The organism is Streptomyces sp. NPDC000878 (assembly GCF_053599695.1).
The window spans coordinates 74941-80940 of record NZ_JBSFMT010000048.1; the positions used below are offsets into that span (position 1 = coordinate 74941).

General features: G+C 74.3%; 7 protein-coding genes. 3 read left to right on the top strand and 4 right to left on the bottom strand.

Features of this window, described 5'->3' with window-relative positions:
- Positions 1 to 89: 89 nt before the first annotated feature.
- The 4 genes from ACWDR4_RS33035 to ACWDR4_RS33050 are packed head-to-tail and all read right to left on the bottom strand — an operon-like array spanning position 90 to position 3083.
- Positions 90 to 1469, bottom strand: coding sequence for an ABC transporter permease (locus tag ACWDR4_RS33035; protein ID WP_450413796.1), 1380 nt, complete (start codon positions 1467 to 1469; stop codon positions 90 to 92).
- Positions 1466 to 1822, bottom strand: a complete 357-nt coding sequence (locus ACWDR4_RS33040) for a hypothetical protein (protein WP_450413797.1) — start codon at positions 1820 to 1822, stop codon at positions 1466 to 1468. The genes ACWDR4_RS33035 and ACWDR4_RS33040 overlap by 4 nt, the downstream gene beginning before the upstream one ends.
- Positions 1819 to 2553, bottom strand: coding sequence for an ABC transporter ATP-binding protein (locus ACWDR4_RS33045; RefSeq protein WP_450413798.1), 735 nt, complete (start codon positions 2551 to 2553; stop codon positions 1819 to 1821). The genes ACWDR4_RS33040 and ACWDR4_RS33045 overlap by 4 nt, the downstream gene beginning before the upstream one ends.
- Positions 2550 to 3083 carry a PadR family transcriptional regulator gene (locus ACWDR4_RS33050; RefSeq protein WP_450413799.1) on the bottom strand — a complete coding sequence of 178 codons (534 nt, stop codon included), beginning with the start codon at positions 3081 to 3083 and terminating at the stop codon, positions 2550 to 2552. The genes ACWDR4_RS33045 and ACWDR4_RS33050 overlap by 4 nt, the downstream gene beginning before the upstream one ends.
- A 151-nt stretch (positions 3084 to 3234) precedes the next feature.
- Here ACWDR4_RS33050 and ACWDR4_RS33055 point away from each other — a divergent pair, with 151 nt between their 5' ends.
- The 3 genes from ACWDR4_RS33055 (at position 3235) to ACWDR4_RS33065 (ending at position 5942) form a co-directional block, all read left to right on the top strand.
- On the top strand, positions 3235 to 3483 hold the full coding sequence (locus tag ACWDR4_RS33055; RefSeq protein WP_450413805.1) for a hypothetical protein: 249 nt from the start codon (positions 3235 to 3237) through the stop codon (positions 3481 to 3483).
- On the top strand, positions 3484 to 5580 hold the full coding sequence (gene malQ / locus ACWDR4_RS33060) for a 4-alpha-glucanotransferase (RefSeq protein ID WP_450413800.1): 2097 nt from the start codon (positions 3484 to 3486) through the stop codon (positions 5578 to 5580).
- Positions 5581 to 5678: 98 nt separating this feature from the next.
- Entirely contained in the window at positions 5679 to 5942 is a 264-nt protein-coding gene (locus ACWDR4_RS33065) for a hypothetical protein (RefSeq protein ID WP_450413801.1), read from the top strand.
- Positions 5943 to 6000 lie beyond the last annotated feature (58 nt).

Consider the following 6000-nt stretch of genomic DNA (forward strand, 5'->3'; position numbering starts at 1 on the left):
ACGCCTGTACGGATTTTCCGCACGGTACGGATGCGATCCGGCCCCGGGAACCCCCGTTCCCCAGGGCCGGATCTCTCATGCCCGGCCGCTCACACGTACCGCAGCTCCGCCGGACGCACCGAGCGGCGCAGCAGCGGCAGTGAGGTGGCCGCGGCGAGCAGGCACGACACGTACACCGCCGGCGGCACCAGCAGCGCGGTGTACGGCACCGAGCGGCTGCCGTCGTGGGCGATCGTCGCGAACCAGCCGCCGATCAGCAGGCCCCCGGTGCCCGCGAGCAGCAGCGCCGGCGCCAGCGGCAGGGCCGTCTCCAGGAGCAGCGCCCGGCCGAGCACCGCACGCGGCACCCCGGCGGCGACCTGCGCGGCCAGGCCCCGGCGCCGGGTCGCCACCGACTCGGCGGTGCCGACACCGAGCCCGCACAGTGTGATCGCCAGGGCGACCAGCACGGCGGCGCCGGTCAGGTCGACGCCGGTGGTGTAGAAGGACATGTCCACGGCCAGCATGTGCTCGCCGCGGTCGCGGAGCGAGGTCAGCAGCACCTCCCGGACACCGACGAACCCGGTGCCCACGGTGGTCACCAGCAGCACCGCAGCATGGGTACGGGCGGCGGCCCACGGGTCGTCGCGCAGCCGTTCCGCCGCGATCAGCGTCGCCGGATCGGCGGTACGGGCGGCGAGGATCCGCCCCGTGTACCGGGCGGTGGCGCCGGTGAGCCACAGGGCGCCCACCCCGGTCACGATCACCACGGAGAACACCAGCACCGGCGCGGTCTCGTACCCGCCGAAGGTGTTCGGCGCCAGCAGCACCCCCACGAACAGCAGCCCCAGAACCGCCGTCGGGACCGGCATCCCCGGCCCCCTCCCCTCACGCGGGGGCACCCGCCGGACCCGCCCCAGCGGCGAGGCGACCACGCGCCGCAGCGCCAGTACGCCGACGAGCGCGCCCAGCACGGGCACGGCCACGGCGATGAGCGCGACCCCGACCCAGAGCAGCACGGGCGGCTGCCGCCACTCGCGCAGCAGGAACAGCACGCAGCACACGGTGGCGAGCGCGGCGCCGAGCAGCGAGGCGAGCCCCGTCTCCAGCGCCGCGATCCGCCGCACCTGCGCCGCACCGGCCCCCGCGAGCCGCAGCGCGGCCAGCCGCCGGTCCCGGTGCACGGCCCCGACCCGCGCACACTGCCCGAGAAACCCGAGCACGGGCACGAGCAGCAGCACGAGGGCGAGCACCACGCCGGAACGCTCCCCGGGCCGGTCCAGCAGCCCGTTCCCGAAGCCCACACTGCGATACCCCCGCACCGAGGCAACGGCCACGGCGGCCAGCGCGAACCCGGTCGCGAGCCCCGCCCCGACCCCCGTGAGCCCGACCCGCCACCACTCCCGCCGATCGGAACCCCGGGTGAGCAGCCAGGCGAGCCGGAGATCGGCGCGCAGTGAGCCCCTCCGGGAAACCTTGTCGGACGTCATGCGGTCACCTCCGGGGAGTGGCCCTGCGGCCGGGTCTGGTGGTCGGCGTGCCGGGTACGGGGGTGGCCGGGCCGCCGGGCCGGAGGCGAGCCGCTCCCGGTGGATCCGCCGTCAGGAACGCCGCCCGCCGCCATGAGGCCGCCTCCGGGGACGGCGGCGGTGCCGCCCGGCCGGTCCTGGCGGTCGGCGTGCGGCGCGCGGGCCGCGTGCGTGCTCCGCCGGCCGGCGCGCTGAGTACGGGGATGGCTGGGCCGCGGGGCCGGGCGGGAGCCGGTCCCCGAGGACCCCCCGCCGGAGCCGCCGGGATCGCCGGGATCGCCCGAGCCGCCGGCGAAAACGTGGCTCGGCGTCACGAGGTCACCTCTGCCGATGTCTCCGCCCCGTCGGTGACCACTGCCCCGTCGCTCAGTCTCAGTTCGCGGTCCGCGTAGGCCGCCACCTGGGCGTCGTGCGTGATCAGCAGGACCGCTGTGCCGGACTCGCGGGCCGTGTGGGTGAGGGCTGCCATCACCTGTTCGCCCGCGAGGGAGTCCAGGGCGCCCGTCGGCTCGTCGGCGAAGATCACCTTCGGGGTCGTGACCAGGGCCCGGGCCAGCGAGACGCGCTGGGCCTGGCCGCCGCTCAGCTCGCCCGGGCGCAGCGTCTCCTGGCCGAGCACCCCGAACCGCTCGAGCCACTCGCCCGCCTGTTCGTGCGCCGCCGCGCGCGAGGTACCGGCGAGCAGCAGCGGCAAGGCCACGTTGTCGAGGACGGTCAGTTCCGGGATCAGCTGGCCGAACTGGAAGACGACCCCGAACTCCGTGCGCCGCAGCTCGCTCAGCCGTCGCTCGGGCAGGGTGTCGAGCCGCTCCCCGGCGTACTCGACCGTGCCCGTGTCCGGCCGGACGATTCCCGCCAGACAGTGCAGCAACGTCGACTTTCCGCTCCCGCTGGCCCCCGTGACGGCCAGGATCTCGCCGGCCCGCAGCGCGACCGAGGCGCCGCGCAGCGCGGGTGTCCTGCCGTGTGTCTTGGACAGGCGGCTCGCCGTGAGGAGGGGTGGCGCGGTCTCCTCGTCGGATATGTCCCCGTTGGTGGTGGTCATGCCGTGTCGACCTCCGCGGTCAGTGTGGTGAGCCGGTCCGCCGTGGTGGTCATCCAGCGGAGGTCGGCGTCGAGGTGGTTGAGGGCGTAGTCCGCCGAGAGCACGGTCGAGAGGTCCGAGCCCGGCGCGGTCTTGACCGCCGTCAGCTCCCGCATCCGCGCCATGTGCGCGGCCCGCTGGTCCAGCAGATACCCCGCCGGGTCCCCACCGGCCAGGATCGAGACGACGACCTTGGCGAAGATCTCGTTGACGACGTGCGGCGCGGGCGCGCTGATCTCCCGTACCCAGTCGGCGAGTTCGCGTTCCCCCTCCTCTGTCGCCCGGTACTTCGTCCGCTCCGGGCCGCCGTCCGCGTCGGTGCCGTCGACCTCCGCGAGCCCGTCGCGCACCAGGCGCTGCAGGGTCGTGTAGACCTGCCCGTAGGCGAGCGGACGGGCCTGCGGGAAGCGTTCGTCGTGCCGTCGCTTGAGGTCGTAGCCATGGCTCGGCCCTCCGGCGAGCAGCCCCAGCAGGATGTGGCGGGTGCTCATGCCCGTCATTATGCACTCGCTACATGTACTGAGTGAATAGTGGAAGGTGATGGACTTCGTCGTGCGAGCGGCGGAAGAACCACGGAATGTGAGCTTCGGTGCCGTGGTTCGTCCGTTCATACACGTCTGCCGTCCCGCCCACTGGGTAGGCCTGCGAAGGAAACCCGCCAACAAGGAGGCCTCCGTGGCCGTACCGGCCTACATCTTCAGTGCCGAGAGCGCGTCCGCCGAGGCGCCGCTCACCAGTGAGCCGCCGCTGCCCGCCGCCGAGCCGCTCACCAGCGAGCCCCCGCTCGCCGACGTGGAGGCGATGACGAGCGAGCACGCCGACGCCGAGGCGGACCCCACGGGGCTGTACGAGGGACCGGTGCCGGCGCTCTCGGACCTCGCGGGGTTGTAGATGACCGCACACCAGCCGACCGAGGGCGAAGAGGGCGGGGAGCGGCTTGCGCTTGCCCGTCTCGCCGAGCTGTACGGCGTCGCCCCCTCCTTCCGTCCCTCCCAGGACCGGACCGTCGCCGCCTCCGACTCCGCCCTCGTCGCCGTACTGGCCGCGCTCGGTGTCGACGCGGGCACCCCCGAGGCCGTCCGGGCCGCCCTCGCCGCCCGGGAGCGGGAGCTGGCGGCGCGGCTGCTGCCGCCGACCGTGGTGTGCGGCGCCGACGGTACGGCGACCGCGCTGGCCGGGCTGCCGTCCGGTACGCGGCTCCGTGTCCGTACCGAGCAGGGCGAGGTCTGTGACTCTCTCCACCGGCTTCCGCCCGGTGTGCATCAGCTGGACGCCGTAGCGCCCGACGGCCGCACCGCCCACGCCCACCTCGTCGTCGCCCCGGCCCGGCTGCCCACGCCCACCGGACGCTCGTACGGCATCCTCGTCCAGCTGTATTCGCTTCTCTCCGGGCGCTCCTGGGGCATGGGCGACCTCGGTGATCTGGGGGAGCTGAGCAGTTGGGCCGGGCGGGCGCTGGGGGCAGGGTTCGTGCAGGTGAACCCGCTGCACGCGGCCGTTCCCGGGGCGCCGACCGATCCGTCCCCGTACCGGCCGTCCTCCCGGCGCTTCCCCGACCCCGTGCATCTGCGGGTCGAGGGCATCCCCGAGTTCGCCTACCTCGAAGAGGCCGGTGCGCGGGTGCGCGCTCTGCTGGAGCGCGCCCGGCGGCTGCGGGAGTCGGTGCTGGACAAGGGTGCGCTGATCGACCGGGACGCCGTGTGGGAACTCAAGCGCGAGGCTCTGGAGCTGGTGTGCGCCGTACCGCTCGGGCCCGGACGGCAGGCCGAGTACGCCGACTTCCTCGCGCGGGCCGGAGAGGCGCTGGAGGACCACGCCACCTGGTGCGCGCTGGCCGAGACGCACGGCTCGGACTGGTCCCGCTGGCCGGCCGGTCTCCAGGACCCCCGCTCGGCCGAAACCGCCCGCGCCCGGCGCGAGTTGATGGACCGCGTCGACTTCCACTCCCACCTCGCCTGGCTCACCGACAGCCAGCTCGCCGACGCCCAGCGGTCGGCCCGCGACGCGGGCATGCCGGTCGGGATCGTGCACGACCTCGCCGTCGGGGTGCATCCCGGGGGCGCCGACGCCTGGGCGCAGCAGGAGCACTTCGCGGCCGGCATGTCGGTCGGCGCGCCCCCGGACGCCTTCAACGCGCGCGGCCAGGACTGGGGCCTGCCGCCCTGGCGACCGGACCGCCTGGCCGAGTCCGGCTACACCCCGTACCGCCAGCTCCTGCGCTCCCTCTTCGGCTACGCGGGCGCCCTGCGCATCGACCACGTCATGGGCCTGTTCCGGCTCTGGTGGGTGCCCCAGGGGCAGGCGCCGACGGAGGGCGCGTACGTCCGTTACGACGCCGAGGCCATGCTCGCCGTCCTCGCGCTGGAGGCCTCGCGGGCCGGAGCGGTCGTGATCGGCGAGGACCTGGGGACCGTCGAGCCGGGCGTGCGGGAGACGCTGCACGAACGCGGGGTGCTCGGCACGTCCGTACTGTGGTTCGAACGGGACTGGGACGGCGACGGGCGCCCCCTGCCCCCCGACCACTGGCGCGCCGACTGCCTCGCCACCGTCACCACCCACGACCTGCCGCCCACCGCCTCCCGCCTCACCGGCGACCACGTCGAACTCCGTGACCGGCTGGGCCTGTTGACCAACCCGGTGGAGGAGGAACGGGCCGCCGCGTCCGCCGACACGGGGGAGTGGCTCACCCTGCTCTCCCGCCTCGGCCTGCTGAAGGGGTGCAGCGGCGGCCACTCGGGCGCGGGGGAGGAGGCCGAGATCCAGGCCGTCCACCGCTATCTGCTCCGCACCCCCGCCCGCATGATCGGCGTCTGGCTCCCGGACGGCGTCGGCGACCGCCGCCCGCAGAACCTGCCGGGTACGTGGGACCAGTACCCGAACTGGCGGCTGCCCATCGCCGACGCGGAGGGCCGGCCGGTCACGCTGGAGGAGCTGGCGGGGTCGTCGCGGCTGTGGGCACTGATGGAGGTGCTGCGCGAGGGAGGGTGACTGTTCCCACGGCGGCCCCGGGCCTTCATGCGGCTCCCCGGACCCTCATACGGCACCCCGGGCGCGCGGCCCCGCCGGGCGTTCGCTACTTTTGCACCGTGGACAACAAGAACGCCCTGCGCGCCGGTGCTCTGGTCGCCGGTACGACGCTGATGATGCTGCTCATGACGTCTCCCGCGCTCGCGCTCACCCGCGACGACGGTGACGACCCCGGCCCTGGCCTGAGCGTCATCGAGACGCTGGGCCTCTATGTCGTCGCCCCGATCGGCCTGTTCGTGGTCATCGCGGGTCTGGTGATGGTCCTCGACAAGTCCTCGGACCGCGCCCCGAAGGCCGCCAAGCCCGCCAAGGCGAAGGCCTGACCTCTCTTTCCGAGGGTGACGCGCTCAGAGACCACGTCCGGGCCGTCCGTGCGATTCC